The organism is Halobacillus litoralis (genome assembly GCF_009856415.1).
Taxonomy (GTDB): Bacteria; Bacillota; Bacilli; order Bacillales; family Halobacillaceae; genus Halobacillus; species Halobacillus litoralis_C.
Window position 1 is genome coordinate 591,656 of sequence record NZ_WMEZ01000002.1, and the last position, 16,738, is coordinate 608,393.

Genomic DNA, 16,738 nt, shown 5'->3' on the forward strand with positions numbered 1-16,738 from the left:
AGCCGAAAAGTATCCACTTGTGGAAAGAAAGATACTTTTCGGCTTTTGTCTAGCTCTATTGTCCAGATCAATGTTACCGAATAATATATTAAAATGTTATCATCGTTCAATGGTTAAGCACGAGTAAGGATCAAACATCTCCGTTTCATCCCAATTACTATTATAGTACAGATTGGACGATATGAAAACAGGGCGAATTAAACCGTTTTTTTCATGTTCTTTTGTTGACGGAGCCTTTTATAACCCTCAAGCTCTTCACACAAGTGGACATACTCCAAACACATAAGGTAGACTCTGTCGTTTTCCGTTTCTCCGAGAGTTAAGCACTCTTCTGCAGCTTTCCTGCAAACCTCCACACACGAAGCGGCCATTTCATCCATAATCGGGCTGTTTTTCTGTACGGTTTCTACAGCGTACTTATAGGCATTCATGCATTCTTCAAGCAGTAATGTTTTCTCCATCAGCTTTGTGTCCTTTTCGCCAATCATTCTACATCCCCCTCTTTATGGTTTCAATATGAGAACCATATAACTACGATCCTTATTAAAATCCCAGTCTACAAAGACATCTTCTATGCTTGTGCCAAGAATCGTTTCGAAAGAGGCATGATTTAACAATCGTTTCTCCAGCCTTCGTTTGGAAATTTTCAAAGGCTGCTCATACCCAGTATTGATCATTTCCTTTTCGATGGGAACTAATATTCCATTACGCTCAATCAGCAGGGTACGTTCATTCAGTAAAAACGACCGAATAGAGGCAGGTGTTTTTTCTGCTTTTCGGCTGATTTTTTCCACTTCTTCATGGACCGCGTCTTTGTGTTCATACGTTTTCAATCTTTCATCGTCCTCGGGGCTATCCTTGGTAATCACTCCGATAAGTACACCGGTTTGTCTAGATAAAGACCAGTCATAATACAGACTCTCGACATGTATTCCTGCACTGGCACGAAACGTCGCTTTTATATCAGGAATTAATTCTCTCATCATAAGGTCTCGCGTTTCTTCCACTTTTTTATCATTTTTCTGCCCAACCAATACCCGTTCCATTGGCGCAAGAAAGTCTTTCAAGTAGATGGTCAGAAACTTCCCTTCTATGGAGACGAATACAGAGGAGGGTCCTTTTCCAAAGTGATCCCGCAACAGCTTCCCTATATAGCTCGACATTTCTGACTGAATGGATCGTTTATCCATCCCTATCCCCCCAGACCAAAAATTGCTTATCTACATTTAAATTATCACAAAACACAGGTATTTAAACGGAACAAAGCACATCGAGTATATAAGAGAGCACATTCATTCAACTAACTAGCAGGAATCTTGAAGACTCAGTTTCGAGACTTTTGTTGAGTGGATGGGAGCTGCGGGGAATGAGTCGCTTTCCGTGGGAGCGCGGTGAGCCTCCTCAGGCTAACGCCTTGCGGGGTCTCACCATGCACTTTTTTCCCACAGGAGTCTCCCCATTCCCCTCCGCCCCTTTACCAGGTGAGTGGCTCGAAACCACTTGTTGGAAACTCTGCTTGTATGTTCAAATGAATGGAATAATATAAAACTCTATTCGGTGGTCATTCCGAGGATGAAAGCTTCGTGTTGAGCGCTTTATGTATACTCCTGAGTGAAGGTGGAAGGCGTTCCCTCTGGGTATAGGGGTTCGTTTCTCTCCGGTATCGAATGGGGTGGTTTGGAAGCTGCGAGACTGCCGTGGGAATGGATTGGCTGGCGAAACCCCACAGAGCGAAGCTCGAGGAGGCTTGCCGTCATCCCCACAGGAAAGCGAGTAGCTTCCCAGCCACCCCTGACGCCCAACACGGCAACGAATCCCGAAAACTTCTCGAAACTGAGTCTTCAAGAATAGGGAGTTTCTTTTTAAGAATAGTGAAAAAGAAAAAGACAGCTGGTATCAGCTGTCTGAGTAGTGGTGGTTTATGTTGTTTTTTCAGCGTAAACCTTTTTCACTTCCTGTTGCCTGGGCTTGTTAGGTACTTCGTGATGATGGCGGCAACGCGGTTCGTATGATTCCGATGCACCGACTAAGATGATTGGATCGTCATAGGAAGCGGGCGCCCCATCGATCAAACGTTGAGTACGGCTGGCCGGTGAGCCACAAATAGGGCAGATGGCGTTTAATTTTGTGACACTTTCACTCAGTGCCATCATTTCCGGCATTTTCCCAAAAGGTTCACCCCTGAAGTCGGTATCCAGTCCAGCGACGATGACGCGTATGCCTTTGTCTGCCAAACACTCGACGACCTCTACGATATGCTCGTCAAAAAACTGCAATTCATCGATTCCTACGACATCCACTTCATCCGTCACATGCTGAAGGATATCCAACGAGCTCTTTACAGGACGAGCCATCACAGAAGTGCCATTATGAGATACAACCGCATCTTCTTTGTACCGGTCATCAATCGCAGGTTTATAGACACGGACCGTCAAATTACCGAAAGTCGCACGCCTGACACGACGGATCAACTCCTCTGATTTCCCGCTGAACATACTTCCGCAGATGAGTTCGACCCATCCGCTTTGTTTCATTACATACACGTCTACTGTCGCTCCCTTCTCACTCGATCAAGCTTCAAAATATGGGGGGATCATCCGGTATCCTCCCCTTTATCTCAACAAAAAAGAGCTCCCTTGATGACGCCGATCGAACGGCGGCTTTAATCACCAAGGACAGCTCCCCTTATTGATAAGTCCTTTGAAGAGTAAAGGATAACGCCTTTCCAACAAAGGCTTACCTACCCCTATTTTTTGACAAAAAAACAGGCAAACCTCTGAGACAATTTGCCTGTTTTTGTTCAAAATGATGAAGTCCCTCTCAAGAGAGAGGGTATCATTATTATGAAAGGTTATATTTCTTCTTGAAGCGATCCACACGGCCGCCAGCTTTGTCAGCTTTCTGCTTACCTGTGTAGAACGGGTGAGACGCAGAACTAATCTCTACGCGGATCAATGGATATGTGTTTCCATCTTCCCACTCGATTGTTTCTTCAGAAGACTTAGTAGACCCTGTTAGAAACTTGAAATTAGAACTTGTGTCTAGGAATACGACTTTACGGTATTCTGGATGAATTCCTGCTTTCATGTTCTTCCACTCCTTTTTGCCCTGAATCCTTTAGAAACAGAGTTATTGTAAGAGCCGTCGAAGGTTCGTGATAACACCTTGTACTGAAACTCACATAGAATGATTATAACAGGGGCTCCCCCCTGATGCAACATCCAGTTTCAAGAAACATACAATCGTTTTACCATGAAAATTCATCAGCGACGGGCGGCTGTTGCTTTCCCTTTCATATCTTTATCCATAAGATCGAAAAACTCTTCATTATTTTTCGATGCTCTCAAGCGACGCAGGAATCTGTCTGTGAAGTCCTGCGAATCGGACATCGATTTACGAATGGCCCAGATTTTGTCCAAATGGGTTTGAGGTAGAAGCAATTCTTCTTTTCTTGTTCCTGAACGAAGAATATCAATGGCAGGGAAAATCCGGCGCTCGGCAAGACTACGATCGAGATGCAGCTCCATGTTCCCTGTCCCTTTGAATTCCTCATAAATGACATCATCCATGCGTGAACCTGTATCTACAAGGGCGGTGGCAAGAATCGTCAAGCTTCCTCCCTCTTCAATGTTACGCGCAGCACCGAAGAATCGTTTCGGACGGTGGAAGGCAGCGGGGTCGATTCCTCCTGACAATGTCCGTCCACTTGGAGGAATGACAAGGTTGTACGCACGAGCTAAACGAGTGATGCTGTCCATGAGAACAATGACATCGCGTTTATGCTCAACGAGACGCATCGCTCTTTCCAGCACCAGTTCAGAAACCTTGATGTGATTTTCAGGGACTTCATCGAAGGTGGAGCTGACAACATCCACATCCGGTGCCACCGAGCGTTCAATATCTGTCACCTCTTCCGGACGTTCATCAACAAGCAAAATGATGAGCTTTGCATCCGGGTGATTCGTAGAGATGCTGTTGGCCATTTGTTTTAAAAGCATTGTCTTTCCTGCTTTTGGTGGAGCGACAATCAAACCACGTTGACCGTATCCAACAGGTGACATTAAATCCATGATTCGTGTGGAAAGCTTTTTCGTTTCCGTTTCAAGCTTCATTTGACGATCCGGATACAAAGGGGTCAATGCAGGGAAGTGTACTCTTTCCTTCGCAGAGTCTGGATCCTCTCCATTTACGGCATCTACGTGTAGAAGACCATAATAACGTTCGTTTTCTTTTGGTGGACGTACCTTACCGGATACTTTGTCCCCATTTCTCAAGTCAAAACGACGGATTTGGGAGGCAGAAATGTAAATGTCCTCTGCGCTTGGGGAATAATTGATCGGTCGTAAAAAACCGAATCCTTCTGAAGGAATAATCTCAAGGATTCCATCCATGAAAAGGAAACCATCTTTTTCAGCCTGAGCTTTTAATATAGCGAAAATCAATTCGCGCTTTGTCAATTTTGCATAGTAAGAGACTTTATATTGTCTAGCTTTTGCATAAAGCCCTTTCAATGTCATTGTTTCTAAATTGGAGATTGTTAAATCTGCCACGTGATCACCACTTTTTATTAATTTTCTTTATTTTCAAGTCATGCAGACAAACGCAAAAAAATCTTTTTGGGGCCACATGTTTTTCACAACCCTAAAGATGGAAAGGCTAAAAAACTTGGACATGACACCCTTTTTTTACATATAGATTTTAAAAACTTCTCTAAAGGATTTATTGAATGGCCCTGCTTGAATAGAAGATCTGCTCCCAAACAAAGGAATACATTCCTTCTGCAGAACTTTTGTGTTAGAAGAATGAGAAGAAGTTAAGTGAAGTCAGTAAATAGAAGCATAAGAAGACGTTTGTCATGATCTTCTATCCTAATCAAACAATCTTTATTGTACTCCTGTCTTTCTACAGTTTCAATGCTAATTTGTGAAATGTTTAAGAAGGTGGGCTTTTGTAGATGAAGAGGAAGCTGGTTTGACCACAGCTTCCTCTCTCTTTGATGAAGGATGTTTTCATTATGGTTTCATGACTAGATTCGGCTTTTTCTTCAGGCTGTGGTCGCCGTCAATGAAACGGACCGTCCCTGATTTAGCTCTCATGACTAACGTTTGAGTTGTCGCTTTCTGCCCTTTAAATTGCACGCCTTTAAGGAGTTCTCCATCGGTGACACCGGTGGCTGCGAAGATGGCATCATCCCCTCCACAGAAATCTTCCATGTAAAGGACTTTGTCAACATCCTCAATCCCCATCTGTTCACAACGGAGACGTTCCTCGTCATTGGCAGGAAGAAGCTTGCCCTGAATTTCGCCTCCAAGGCATTTCAGTCCGACAGCTGCGAGCACTCCCTCAGGGGCACCGCCTATGCCGAACAGAATATCGACACCTGTATGATCGAAGGCTGTATTGATTGCTGCGGCGACATCGCCGTCAGGGATCAGCTTGATTCTTGCGCCAGCCTCGCGGATCTCCTCAATGATCCCCTGGTGGCGTTCGCGATTCAAGACGACGGCTACGACATCTTCCACATCTTTCTTTTTCGCCTCAGCGACGGCTTGCAGGTTTTCGGCAATCGAGGCGTTGATATCCACTTTCCCTACAGCCTCCGGACCGACAGCTATTTTATTCATGTACATATCAGGGGCATGTAAAAGCTGCTTATGATCAGCGATCGCTATAACAGCCAGGGCATTCCACGTACCTTGAGCAACGATGTTCGTCCCTTCGAGTGGATCGACGGCTACATCGACTCTTGCTCCGTACCCGTTGCCGAGTTTCTCACCGATATAAAGCATAGGTGCTTCATCCATTTCCCCTTCTCCGATCACGACTGTCCCTTTCATCGGGATCGTATCAAACACATCGCGCATGGCTGAGGTCGCCGCATCATCGGCTTCCTCTTTCTTTCCTCTTCCCATCCAACGCGCCGATGACAATGCTGCTGCCTCTGTGACTCTTACTAATTCCATCGATAGACTTCTTTCCATGGTGATCTCCCCAATCAATCAAAGATTTTTCCTCATCTCCCCATGGAAATCATGAACCTACGAATTTTGGAATTGCTCGATTTCTTCGTCTGACATCTCCTCATACCAGACTTTTGCACCTAAATCGATCAGCTTGTTCGTAATGTTTTCATACCCTCGTTCGATGTGATCGACCCCTGTAATCTCAGTGACACCATCAGCCATCAACCCAGCGATGACTAAAGCCGCTCCTGCACGAAGGTCTGTCGCTTTCACTTTCGCTCCTTGCAACTTAGAAGGGCCTGTCACAATCGCGGAACCACCTTCGACTTTGATTGAAGCATTCATACGCCTCAATTCATCGACATGCTTAAATCGGGCTTGATAGATGGTATCTGTGACGACACCTGTGCCTTGCGTCTGTGTGAGCAAGGAAGTGAACGGCTGCTGCAGATCTGTCGGAAAGCCTGGATAGACGAGTGTTTTAATATCAACGCTCCTCAAGTCTTTTCCTGGTTTGACGTACAGCTGTTCATCATTCTCTTCTATGGTGACGCCCATCTCTCTCAATTTCGCTAAAAGTGATTCCAAGTGCTGCGGAATGACGTTATCGATGATCATCTCTTCACCTTGAGCAGCGGCCATGATCGTGTATGTCCCTGCTTCAATCCGGTCCGGGATAATCGTGTGAAGACAGCCTTTCAGTGTGTCCACACCTTCAATACGGATGACGTCTGTTCCTGCACCTTTGATTTTCGCTCCCATACTTGTCAAAAGGGTGGCCACATCAATGATTTCAGGTTCTTTCGCCGCATTTTCAATGACCGTCTTCCCTTTTGCACGGACAGCAGCCAGCATGATATTGATCGTGGCTCCTACACTGACGACGTCTAAATAAATACGGGCACCTTTCAGTTCTCTTGCACGAAGATAAATCGCCCCTTGTTCATTTGTCACTTTTGCACCTAGAGCTTCAAACCCTTTAATGTGCTGATCGATCGGCCTTGGCCCTAAGTGACAGCCACCAGGCAAGCCGATGACAGCCTTATTAAAGCGGCCAAGCATCGCCCCCATAAAATAATAGGAAGCTCTTAACTTTTTAACTTTCCCATTCGGCAAGGGCATGTCGACCATTTCAGAAGGATCGATATGTACGGTTCTTCCGTCTTTACGCACCGAGCCACCGATCTCTTCCAACAAGTCCGACAAGATCCCGACATCAGAAATGTCCGGAAGACCTTCAATCGTCACAGGGGTTTCAGCTAAAATTGCCGCCGGCAACAAGGCTACAGCACTGTTTTTAGCACCGCTCACCCGAACCTGTCCACGTAATGGTCTTCCGCCTTCCACTAATAGTTTATGCATGTGAAACTCCTCGCTTTAAGGTGAAGATTATGATTTTAGTATGTGCAATATTTTCCAAAACACACGACTATTTTTGATTATTCCAGTCATTCAAGAATTTTTCAATCCCCTGATCTGTTAATGGGTGTTTAACAATCTGGCTCAGAACTTTAAAAGGAATCGTAGCAATGTGTGCTCCGTGTATCGCCGCTTCCGTTACGTGGACGGGGTGGCGGACAGATGCTGCAATGATTTCCGTATCAATGGCATGGCGGTCAAAGATTTCTGAAATCTGTGCAACAAGCTCCATCCCGTTATGGCCAATATCATCAAGTCTTCCAAGGAATGGTGATACGTAGGAAGCACCGGCACGAGCAGCCATCAACGCCTGATTGGCCGAGAAAACCAACGTTACATTTGTTTTGATATTCAAATCACTGAACGCTTTTACTGCTTTCAGACCTTCGAGGGTCATCGGCACTTTCACTGTAATATTCGGGGCGATGGCAGCAAGTTCCTTCCCTTCCTGAATCATCCCTTCTGCATCTTCAGAGATGACTTCTGCACTGACAGAACCATCGACTTCGTCCGTGATTTCTTTTAGACGGTCATGAAAAGAGACCCCTTCTTTCGCTACAAGGCTCGGATTTGTCGTTACACCCGCTAAGAGCCCTAGCGCATTGGCTTCCCGAATATCTTCTATATTTGCCGTATCAATGAAAAATTTCATATCCCCACTCCTCTTCGCTTCTTTTTGTTGCTCCAAGTTGATGAAAAAAGTCGAATGATGGCGTTTTCATTCATGATGAAAAGGAAACCGCTACAGTGTAGCGGCTTCCTCTAAACTATTTTTACGCTTTTTGAGAAGATCCGAATTCACGCATCTTGCCAATAACCGTTTCCTTGATCGCATCACGACCAGGTCCAAGATATTTACGTGGATCGTACTGTTCAGGCTGGTCAGCAAGAATCTGACGAACGGCTTTACCTTGAGCCATTTGGTTTTCTGTGTTTACGTTAATTTTAGCTGTACCGAAAGAAATAGCTTTCTTGATATCAGCTGTCGGGATTCCTGTACCACCGTGAAGAACAAGCGGCTTGTCGACAAGTCCCATGATTTCTTCCATGCGGTCAAAGCCAAGGTTCGGCTCACCTTTGTAAGGTCCGTGGACAGAACCAAGAGCTGGTGCAAATACGTCAACGTTTGTTTCGTCGACCAATTGTTTACACTCAGAAGGGATTGCGTATGCTGCTTCCGCATCGTCAACGATGATGTCGTCTTCTTGTCCACCTACACGGCCAAGCTCTGCTTCAACAGATACACCGTGGATGTGTGCAAGTTCAACAACTTTACGGGTAACGGCAATATTTTCTTCAAGTGGATCATGGGAAGCATCGATCATTACAGAAGTGAATCCAGCGTGGATCGCTTCTGCACATTTTTCAAAGCTTGAACCATGGTCCAAGTGAATCGCAACAGGTACCGTTGTACCATAAGACTTCATAAGTGCTTTTACCATGTCGACAACAACGTTGAAGCCGCCCATGTAACGTGCTGCACCTTCAGATACACCCAGGATTACTGGAGACTGCTCTTCTTCAGCAGCCTGAAGAATCGCTTGAGCATATTCTAAGTTATTAAGGTTGAACTGACCTACGCCGTAGCGTTCTTCCTTAGCTTTTTCTAGCATTTCTTTCATTGATACTAGTGGCATGAAAGAATCCTCCTTTAATTAGCGTACTGCATTGTATTTACAAGTCTGTTTCCATACAAAAACACACCATGTAAGTTTGGTTACAGTATTAGAATACCAATACCCTTTCTATGGTGCAACAGCAGGAGGATTATATAGCGCTTACATCAAGAAAAAAGTCATGACCGGCTGTGAACAAGGGTTCCATTAACCATTTCTTTCAATTTATGGATGTCAAATGGCTTAGCTATGATATCTGTGACAAAAGGAAAATCAACTTCCTTCTCTATTGACTCCTTGGATGCCCCTGTAATGATGATGACGGGTGAACCAAAGTGCATTTCTTCTAAGTAGAGCAACACTTCTTTCCCATGCATGACGGGAAGATTATAATCCATAATGATGAGATCCATGTCCTGTTCTTCCACAAGGTCACATGCTTCACGGCCAGTTTTTGCGCTTACGGTTTCGTATCCCTCTGTTTTGAGAATCTCCTCTAACAGGAGTCGTATTCCTGGCTGGTCGTCCACGATAAGGATTCGATTTGCCATGTTGTTTACCTTCCCTTCTATCATCTTTTTCGTTTAAATTCCTCTCACTTTCTCTCTAACATGTATTTTCTATACATTCACCCTCTATTCCTGCGCACGTACGTTCTGTTTGTCAAAATTTCTGTAAAAAATTCTCTTTCCACTAAAGCTCCCTTTTCTTGAAGACTCAGTTTCGAGATGTTTTCGGGCTTCGTTTGCCATAACGGGAGTCAGGGGTGGCTGGGAAGCTACTCGCTTTCCTGTGGGGGAGCGCCGAGCTTCCTCGGACTGCGTCCTGCGGGATCTCGTCTATCTCCTTCTCCCACGGGAGTCTCGCAGCTTCCCAACCACCCCATCTCATGTATAGTGAAACGAACCCCTGTACCGAGAAGCAGGGATCCCACTCTTCCCTTCTAAGGAGGCATAAAGCCCTCTATAACAAGCGTTTACGTTCTAAACGTCCATTGGATAGAGTACATATCATCCACTCCCCACATCCATACAAGCTTACTTTTCCATTAGTGGTTTCGAGAATCATCCATGGCAAAGGGGCGGAGGGGAATGGCGAGACTCCTGCGGGAAAAGAGTGCTAGGTGAGACCCCGCAAGGCGTCAGCCTGAGGAGGCTCATCGCGCTCCCGCGGAAAGCGAGCTATTCCCCGCAGCCCCCATCCACTCAAAAAACATCTCGAAACTGAGTCTTCAACTATCCTGCCATATAATTGAAGAACTCAAAAAAAAGAGAGCCGGTATCCCTAAAGGGGACATCAGCTCTCTTTCATTTATTATTGATTGTTTTTCATTGCTGCGCCGACGAAGCCGTGGAATAGTTCCTGCGGACGGGTCGGGCGTGATTTGAATTCTGGGTGGAACTGGCTGGCTACGAACCATGGGTGATCTTCCACCTCGATGATTTCAACAAGGCGGCCGTCCGGGCTTGTCCCGGAGAATTTGAATCCTGCCGCTTCCATTTGTTCACGGTAATGGTTGTTGAATTCGAAACGGTGACGGTGACGCTCATACACAACTTCTTCTCCGTATGCTTCCATCGCTCTGGTGCCTGGTTGCAGACGGGATGGATAGATCCCAAGGCGAAGGGTACCACCAAGGTCAGACACTTCTTTTTGTTCTGGAAGAAGGTCGATGATCGGGTGCTCCGTAGAAGGATCGATTTCTGCGGAATGCGCGCCTTTTAAGCCAAGGACGTTACGGGCAAATTCGACGGTTGCCAGCTGCATACCAAGACAGATTCCAAGGAAAGGTACATGGTTTTCACGCGCATGACGGATCGCATCGATTTTTCCTTCGATTCCTCTGTCACCAAAGCCTCCAGGAACAAGAATTCCGTCTACGCCCTGTAGTTCATCGGCAACATTTTGCGCATTCAGGTTTTCAGAGTTCACCCATTTTACCTCTACATCGGAATCGTAGCTGTAACCGGCATGTTTTAGTGCTTCTACAACGGAGATGTAAGCATCCGGAAGCTCTACATACTTACCGACGAGCGCAATGGTCGTTTTATGCTGAAGGTTTTTCACTTGGTCAATCAGTTTATTCCACTCTGTCATGTCAGCCGGTGGCAGATCTAAACCGAAGTGCTGACATGTCAGCTCATCCAGCTTTTGTTCCTGCAAGGTAATCGGGACATTGTAAAGCGTATCGGCATCTCGCGCTTCAATAACTGCATCTTTATTAATGTCACAGAACAAAGCGATTTTTTCTTTCATATCTTCAGAGATCGCCATTTCTGTACGAAGGACGATGACATCCGGCTGGATACCTAGTGAGCGAAGTTCCTTGACACTATGCTGTGTCGGCTTCGTCTTCATTTCCCCTGCTGCATTCAAATAAGGAACAAGTGTACAGTGCAGGTACATGACATGCTCACGTCCGATATCACTCTTGATTTGACGAATCGCTTCAAGGAATGGAAGGGATTCGATGTCCCCGACCGTACCACCGATTTCCGTGATGACGACATCGGCGTTCGTTTCGTGACCCGCACGGAAGACACGTTCTTTGATTTCATTCGTAATGTGAGGGATGACTTGGACCGTACCTCCCAAATAGTCACCACGACGCTCTTTTTTAATGACGTTGGAATAAACTTTACCTGTCGTCACGTTACTGAATTTATTCAGGTTGATATCGATGAAACGCTCATAGTGTCCAAGGTCCAGGTCCGTCTCTGCACCATCATCGGTTACGAAAACTTCTCCGTGTTGATAAGGGCTCATGGTCCCCGGATCTACGTTGATGTAAGGATCGAATTTTTGGATCGTTACCTTCATGCCTCTATTTTTTAACAAACGACCTAAAGATGCTGCCGTAATCCCTTTTCCTAAAGATGATACGACACCGCCAGTTACGAAAATGTATTTTGTTGCCACGTTGAATCCCTCTTTCTCTATTTGTCTTATTTAGTTATTCACTAATCCTTGCGATTTGATAAGGGGCAATTTCATAAAAGCATAAGCGTCCAGAAAGACCTCCACGGCTGATATCCATGGCGATGTCTGGGAGCTGGACGCTGAATGATACAAAAGCACAGGCGCCTTAGCCATAACCAAGGCGCCTCTCCGAGATCACATATAAAAAACAAAAAACGCTCCCCTCTCTCGGGGAGCGTTTGGAAATTTCGTTTCAGGAAATTAAAGAGCCCAAATAAGATTCTACTGATTTGACTTTTAAAAGTCAACCACCTTATTTATCTTCTTCTTCTTCTTCGTCATCTCCAATGAAGCTGATGTCATCTTCAACGATTTCTTCCTCTTCTTCATCAAGGTCATCCTCTTCATAATCACCTTCGAAGTCATCGTCATCATCAAGATCTAAATCTTCATCCGTCAGCTCAAGATCATCCTCAAGCTCGTCCTCTTCTGCATCATCGAATTCGGATACACCCAATTCATCTTCAAGCAGTTTGGAAGGCTTCTTCTTTTTCTTCTTTTTCTTTTTACGTTTTTGTGGAAGGTTGGCAATCTCTTCTTCCATTTGTTCTACCGGGTACCACTTTTTCAAGCCCCAACGGTTCGTTCCGATTGTCATGAATTGACCGTCGACATTCATGTCCGTATAGAACTGGGCGATGTATTGTTCTCTCTGTGCATCAGTAAAACCTTTCATGTCTGCGATGCGTTTAAAGATTTCGTTAAAGTCAATCGCTTCACGTTCTTCTTCTAGAATTTTAGTAGCCAGTACAATCATGGAAGTTTCTTCAATTTGCTCTCGGCTCATTTCTTTTAAGCTCACGGTCCAGCACTCCTTTATATAAACAAAATAGAATAAGTGACCTCATGGGCATACGAATCACATTTAATCATACCATCCATTATATGATTTGGCCTTACAAAAATCAAATAGAGTCTTCCTTACCTTTTCTAGACAAACCTACATGAATTTAAACTTTGGATATAAAATAGAGGTTAGACATAAATGTTGGTGTTCCTGCCATTTTATTTTAAAATAAAGGTAGAATTGATCGAAAGAAGGAGAGACGAACTGTGGAAAATCATCCTTTCAACTGGGTTGCTACCATTATCGCTGCCTTGGCTCTAGGCATCTGGCTATTTACAAGCTTCGGTATGATCCATGAGGAACATAAAGAAGAAGCAGAAATCACATCCAAAACTCACAATGATGAAGGTTATTTTGTGGAAGTGGATGACAAGAAAATTCACGTCAAAGATACGAGCACATGGATGCTGTTAAAAGAAGGCGAAACGTATAACCTTACTTATGAATGGTATGGAATGAAAAAACCTTATGTAACCGAAGTGAACCAGGCCCATGACGATGATCAGGTCGGCGGCCACTAAAAGAATGGCCCTCGCTAGCATTTTAGCGAGGGCTAATTTTTTTATTCGCAGGTTTCAGCGATATATTAGCGACTTTCCACTATATATTCGCAGGTTTCATCATTTCATTAGCGACTCGCCCCAATATATGAACAGCCCCTACATATTCCTTCTGTACTGCCCACCAACTTCATAAAGTGCGTTCGTAATTTGACCGAGGCTCGCGACTTTGACGGTTTCCATCAATTCTTCAAAAATGTTTCCTCCGCCAGAGGCCACTTGCTTCAAGCGATTCAACGCTTCCCCGGCTTCACTTTCATGTGACGATTGGAAGTTGCGTAATTCTGTAATCTGGTGCTCTTTTTCTTCTTTGGATGCACGTGCAAGTTCCATGGAGTCGATTTCCTCTTCGGAAGGTGGGTTCGGATTCAAGTACGTATTCACGCCGATAATCGGAAGTTCACCGGAATGCTTTTTCCCTTCATAATAAAGAGATTCTTCCTGGATTTTGCCTCGTTGATACTGGCGCTCCATCGCCCCGAGAACTCCGCCGCGGTCATTGATACGTTCAAACTCTTGCAATACTGCTTCTTCGACAAGATCGGTCAGCTCTCTGATGATGTAGGAGCCTTGAAGAGAGTTTTCGTTTTTCGTCAGGCCGAATTCTTTGCTGATGATCATTTGAATGGCCATCGCTCTTCGGACAGACTCCTCTGTCGGTGTCGTAATCGCTTCATCGTACGAATTCGTATGCAGGGAATTACAGTTATCCTGGATGGCGATCAGTGCCTGCAATGTTGTACGAATATCATTGAAGTCAATTTCCTGCGCGTGTAGGGAACGTCCGGAGGTTTGAATATGATACTTTAATTTCTGGCTTCGCTCGTTGGCTCCATATTTATCGCGCATAACGATTGCCCAAATACGGCGGGCCACACGTCCGAGCACCGTATATTCTGGATCCAGACCGTTGGAGAAGAAGAACGACAAGTTTGGTGCGAACTTGTTGATGTCCATCCCTCTACTCAAGTAATACTCGACATAAGTGAAACCATTGGCCAATGTGAAGGCCAACTGCGTAATCGGGTTGGCTCCCGCTTCTGCGATATGGTAGCCAGAAATGGACACAGAATAATAATTGCGTACTTCGTTGTCGATGAAGTATTGCTGAATATCTCCCATCATACGAAGCGCGAATTCTGTGGAGAAGATGCACGTGTTCTGTCCTTGATCTTCTTTTAAGATATCCGCCTGGACGGTACCTCGGACAACATTGATGGTCTTGGCTTTAATGGAAGCCGCTTCTTCGGCACTCGGCTCCCGGCCGTTTTCATCCTTGAATTTCTCAAGCTGCTGATCGATCGCAGTATTGAAGAACATGGCAAGAATGATCGGCGCAGGACCATTGATGGTCATAGAAACAGAGGTGGACGGGTCGACAAGGTCAAATCCGTCGTACAGTTTCTTCATATCTTCCAGCGTACAAATGTTGACGCCGCTTTCTCCGACTTTTCCGTAAATATCCGGGCGTTCATCCGGATCTTCTCCATATAAGGTGACAGAGTCGAAAGCTGTACTCAGGCGTTTCGCTTCGTCTCCTTCCGATAAATAATGGAAGCGGCGGTTGGTCCGTTCCGGCGTTCCTTCTCCTGCGAACTGACGCTTCGGATCTTCCCCTTTTCGTTTGAACGGGAATACTCCGGCGGTAAAAGGAAAAGCACCCGGAACATTTTCACGTAACAGCCATGACAAACGGTCGCCCCAGTCGGTGTACTTCGGAAGCGCGACTTTCGGAACCTTCGTCCCGCTGAGGCTCTCTGTCGTAATATCCATCGTAATTTCCTTGTCACGCACCTTAAATGTGTAAGTATCTCCACTGTAACGTTCATGAAGGCCATCCCAGTCTTCCAGCTTCTCTTTTGCCTCACGAGAAAGGTGCCGTTCATAATCTTCGATCAAACGCTGAAGGCTTTCTTTCGTCGCTTCATCCTCCACGAGCTCAGCCGTACCTTTCAGCTGATAGAGTTTACGCGCTTTTTCTGCCTGGTCTTCTGTTTCTTTATGATAATTACGGACCGCTAGTGCAAGATCACGCAAATACTGCTTGCGCTCATTCGGGATGATGACATTCTGTTTTTCTACCTTTTCAAGACCGGAAAAAGAGGTTTCATCTTCCCATGCAAATCTGTCGTTCAGCTGATCGACGATCGCTGCAAACAACGTATTGGTCCCAGGATCATTGAATTGACTCGCAATCGTGCCGTAAACCGGGAACTTGCTGTCGTCTTCATGGAAAAGCATATGACTGCGCTGGTACTGCTTTTTCACCTGGTTAAAAGCATCTTCGGAACCTTTTTGTTCAAATTTATTGATGACGATAAAGTCAGCAAAATCGATCATATCGATTTTTTCAAGCTGTGATGGCGCGCCGAATTCCGCTGTCATGACATACATCGATAAGTCGGTGATATCGGTGATTGCCGCGTCACCCTGCCCAATTCCACTCGTTTCAACGATAATAAAATCAACACCGGCCGCTTTGACGACTTGAATCGCTTCTTCCACGGCTGTGGAAAGTTCGGATCGAGCGTCCCTTGTGGCAAGAGAGCGCATATAAACACGCGGGTTGAAGATCGCATTCATGCGAATACGGTCACCGAGTAAGGCCCCGCCCGTTTTCTTTTTCGTAGGATCGACAGATAAAATGGCGATTTTATTATCCGGAATTTCATTGACGAAGCGGCGGATCAATTCATCCGTAAGCGAACTCTTACCCGCTCCCCCTGTCCCTGTAATTCCAAGAACGGGAATCGTTTTTTCCTGTATTTTTTCAACAGCGCTCTCAAAAGCCGCAACAGCTTCCCTATCTTTCTTCGGCGTATTCTCAACATACGTAATAAAACGCGCAATGGACTGATGGTCTCCAGATGACAGACCTTCCACTCCTTTTTCCACATCGAGCGGAGGTAGAAAATCACACTCCTCGATCATCAAGTTGATCATGCCCTGAAGGCCTAGTGTGCGACCATCTTCCGGCGAAAACACACGGGCTACCCCGTACTCATGAAGCTCTTTAATTTCACGAGGGATGATGACGCCTCCCCCGCCGCCGTAGACGCGGATGTGGCCTGCGCCCTTCTGTTCCAGCAGGTCGACCATGTATTTAAAGTATTCCACATGTCCTCCCTGGTACGAAGAAATTGCGATTCCTTGAGCATCTTCCTGGATCGCCGCGTTGACCACTTCCTCAACGGAACGGTTATGGCCGAGGTGAATGACCTCTGCCCCTGTCGCCTGTAAAATCCGCCTCATAATATTGATTGATGCATCATGGCCATCAAACAGACTCGAGGCCGTCACGAAACGGACAGGGTTTTTCGGCTTATAGACTGTCGGTTGTTCCATATCCGATCA

The 16,738-nt window shown here is 45.5% G+C and carries 14 protein-coding genes; 1 reads left to right on the plus strand and 13 read right to left on the minus strand.

Annotated features, from left to right (window positions below; genetic code table 11):
- Positions 1-197 precede the first annotated feature (197 nt).
- The 12 genes from GLV98_RS08440 to rpoE form a co-directional block, all read right to left on the minus strand.
- The gene (locus tag GLV98_RS08440) at positions 198-488 is read right to left on the minus strand and encodes a hypothetical protein (RefSeq protein ID WP_160913993.1); all 291 of its coding nucleotides are present in this window, start codon (positions 486-488) and stop codon (positions 198-200) included.
- Positions 489-503: 15 nt separating this feature from the next.
- A complete protein-coding gene (locus GLV98_RS08445; protein WP_160913995.1) occupies positions 504-1,190 on the minus strand; it encodes a DUF2294 domain-containing protein in 687 nt (228 codons plus the stop codon).
- Between the two features lie 729 nt (positions 1,191-1,919).
- Positions 1,920-2,543 carry a thymidine kinase gene (locus GLV98_RS08450; protein WP_160913997.1) on the minus strand — a complete coding sequence of 208 codons (624 nt, stop codon included), beginning with the start codon at positions 2,541-2,543 and terminating at the stop codon, positions 1,920-1,922.
- 298 nt (positions 2,544-2,841) lie between these two features.
- Positions 2,842-3,087 carry a type B 50S ribosomal protein L31 gene (locus tag GLV98_RS08455; protein WP_089654859.1) on the minus strand — a complete coding sequence of 82 codons (246 nt, stop codon included), beginning with the start codon at positions 3,085-3,087 and terminating at the stop codon, positions 2,842-2,844.
- Positions 3,088-3,263: 176 nt separating this feature from the next.
- The gene (gene rho, locus GLV98_RS08460; RefSeq protein ID WP_160913999.1) at positions 3,264-4,550 is read right to left on the minus strand and encodes a transcription termination factor Rho; all 1,287 of its coding nucleotides are present in this window, start codon (positions 4,548-4,550) and stop codon (positions 3,264-3,266) included.
- Between the two features lie 462 nt (positions 4,551-5,012).
- A complete protein-coding gene (gene glpX / locus GLV98_RS08465) occupies positions 5,013-5,981 on the minus strand; it encodes a class II fructose-bisphosphatase (RefSeq protein ID WP_089654857.1) in 969 nt (322 codons plus the stop codon).
- Between the two features lie 57 nt (positions 5,982-6,038).
- Entirely contained in the window at positions 6,039-7,325 is a 1,287-nt protein-coding gene (locus GLV98_RS08470; RefSeq protein WP_115823374.1) for a UDP-N-acetylglucosamine 1-carboxyvinyltransferase, read from the minus strand.
- Positions 7,326-7,392: 67 nt separating this feature from the next.
- Positions 7,393-8,034, minus strand: a complete 642-nt coding sequence (gene fsa, locus GLV98_RS08475) for a fructose-6-phosphate aldolase (protein ID WP_160914001.1) — start codon at positions 8,032-8,034, stop codon at positions 7,393-7,395.
- A gap of 121 nt (positions 8,035-8,155) precedes the next feature.
- Complete coding sequence (gene fba / locus GLV98_RS08480; protein WP_160914003.1) at positions 8,156-9,019, minus strand: class II fructose-1,6-bisphosphate aldolase; 864 nt, start codon at positions 9,017-9,019, stop codon at positions 8,156-8,158.
- Between the two features lie 158 nt (positions 9,020-9,177).
- Positions 9,178-9,549 carry a response regulator gene (locus tag GLV98_RS08485; RefSeq protein ID WP_160914005.1) on the minus strand — a complete coding sequence of 124 codons (372 nt, stop codon included), beginning with the start codon at positions 9,547-9,549 and terminating at the stop codon, positions 9,178-9,180.
- Positions 9,550-10,312: 763 nt separating this feature from the next.
- A complete protein-coding gene (locus GLV98_RS08490) occupies positions 10,313-11,917 on the minus strand; it encodes a CTP synthase (RefSeq protein WP_160914007.1) in 1,605 nt (534 codons plus the stop codon).
- A gap of 313 nt (positions 11,918-12,230) precedes the next feature.
- The gene (gene rpoE / locus GLV98_RS08495) at positions 12,231-12,779 is read right to left on the minus strand and encodes a DNA-directed RNA polymerase subunit delta (RefSeq protein WP_160914009.1); all 549 of its coding nucleotides are present in this window, start codon (positions 12,777-12,779) and stop codon (positions 12,231-12,233) included.
- A gap of 251 nt (positions 12,780-13,030) precedes the next feature.
- Here rpoE and GLV98_RS08500 point away from each other — a divergent pair, with 251 nt between their 5' ends.
- Complete coding sequence (locus GLV98_RS08500; RefSeq protein WP_160914011.1) at positions 13,031-13,345, plus strand: hypothetical protein; 315 nt, start codon at positions 13,031-13,033, stop codon at positions 13,343-13,345.
- 138 nt (positions 13,346-13,483) lie between these two features.
- On the opposite strand, the gene icmF is transcribed toward GLV98_RS08500, so the two are convergent.
- On the minus strand, positions 13,484-16,729 hold the full coding sequence (icmF, locus tag GLV98_RS08505) for a fused isobutyryl-CoA mutase/GTPase IcmF (protein ID WP_160914013.1): 3,246 nt from the start codon (positions 16,727-16,729) through the stop codon (positions 13,484-13,486).
- Between the last annotated feature and the right edge of the window lie 9 nt (positions 16,730-16,738).

What these genes read in the sequence shown, in the direction of transcription:
- GLV98_RS08440 (WP_160913993.1), bottom strand. Translation starts at nt 488, where the DNA reads ATGATTGGCGAAAAGGACACAAAGCTGATGGAGAAAACATTACTGCTT.
- GLV98_RS08445 (WP_160913995.1), bottom strand. Translation starts at nt 1,190, where the DNA reads ATGGATAAACGATCCATTCAGTCAGAAATGTCGAGCTATATAGGGAAG.
- GLV98_RS08455 (WP_089654859.1), bottom strand. Translation starts at nt 3,087, where the DNA reads ATGAAAGCAGGAATTCATCCAGAATACCGTAAAGTCGTATTCCTAGAC.
- glpX (WP_089654857.1), bottom strand. Translation starts at nt 5,981, where the DNA reads ATGGAAAGAAGTCTATCGATGGAATTAGTAAGAGTCACAGAGGCAGCA.
- GLV98_RS08470 (WP_115823374.1), bottom strand. Translation starts at nt 7,325, where the DNA reads ATGCATAAACTATTAGTGGAAGGCGGAAGACCATTACGTGGACAGGTT.
- fsa (WP_160914001.1), bottom strand. Translation starts at nt 8,034, where the DNA reads ATGAAATTTTTCATTGATACGGCAAATATAGAAGATATTCGGGAAGCC.
- fba (WP_160914003.1), bottom strand. Translation starts at nt 9,019, where the DNA reads ATGCCACTAGTATCAATGAAAGAAATGCTAGAAAAAGCTAAGGAAGAA.
- GLV98_RS08485 (WP_160914005.1), bottom strand. Translation starts at nt 9,549, where the DNA reads ATGGCAAATCGAATCCTTATCGTGGACGACCAGCCAGGAATACGACTC.
- icmF (WP_160914013.1), bottom strand. Translation starts at nt 16,729, where the DNA reads ATGGAACAACCGACAGTCTATAAGCCGAAAAACCCTGTCCGTTTCGTG.